This window comes from Bacteroides sp. ET71 (assembly GCF_023336905.1).
GTDB lineage: Bacteria > Bacteroidota > Bacteroidia > Bacteroidales > Bacteroidaceae > Bacteroides.
In genome coordinates this window covers 1-816 of the sequence record NZ_JAMBLS010000114.1, presented here as the reverse complement: position 1 = coordinate 816, position 816 = coordinate 1, and the positions used below count along the sequence as shown (strand labels likewise).

At 48.7% G+C, this 816-nt stretch carries 1 protein-coding gene; it reads right to left on the bottom strand.

Annotation, left to right across the window (positions count from 1 at the left end; translation table 11 throughout):
* Positions 1-85: 85 nt before the first annotated feature.
* On the bottom strand, positions 86-816 hold a 731-nt coding region (locus M3090_RS15430), incomplete at its 5' end, for a tyrosine-type recombinase/integrase (RefSeq protein ID WP_249057750.1).

Below are 816 nucleotides of genomic sequence, written 5' to 3'. Positions count from 1 at the left end.
GTATTAATAAATGTACCCTTAGGTGTAGAATATTTCGATAACCGACACCCGGCAGGTGTGTTTCCTAATCTCTAATAGCTGTACCCTATGAATCATCCAGAGCGTCAAGCGGATTGGGTATCTTGGCTTTGTGCGCACTCGACACATGAAGATATATGGCAGTGGTCTTTATATCGTTGTGTCCGAGCAGTTCTTGTATCGTATGCAAGTCTGTTCCTTGCTCCAAAAGGTGGGTGGCAAAGGAGTGGCGGAGCATGTGTACATGTACCCGGTGCTTGATGCCCGCACGCATGGCGGCTTCTTTCAGCACTTTCACCAATGCGCTTGCCGAGTATTGAACTCCGGGCGTTTCGCCTTCAAACAACCATTTCTTCGGGCGGTATTCACGGAAGTACCGCCGCAGCTCTTCCAGCAGCTTGGGCGAAAGCAGCGAATAGCGGCATTTCTTTCCTTTACCCATGATACGCACAGACATCGTTTCACTGTTGATGTCTTTGGGTGTGAGGTTCAGCAGTTCACTACGCCGCAATCCGGCTGAATAAACCAAGGAAATCATGCAGTGATGCTTGATGTTAGACAGTTGGTCAAGGATGCGTTTTATCTCGTTCTTGCTCAATACTTCCGGGACGGTCTTGTATTCTTTGGCTCGTGTGATGCCGCCGTAATACTGCCGTTTCCCGCCTTTCACCTGCTCGTAGTAGAACTTGATGGCGTTGATGCGCATGTTCTGTTGCGAAACGGAAATTTTCTTTTCGTTTACAAGATAAAGAATGTACCTGTTGATGTCCGCCACTTTCAGGCGGTCGATGTTGCGCC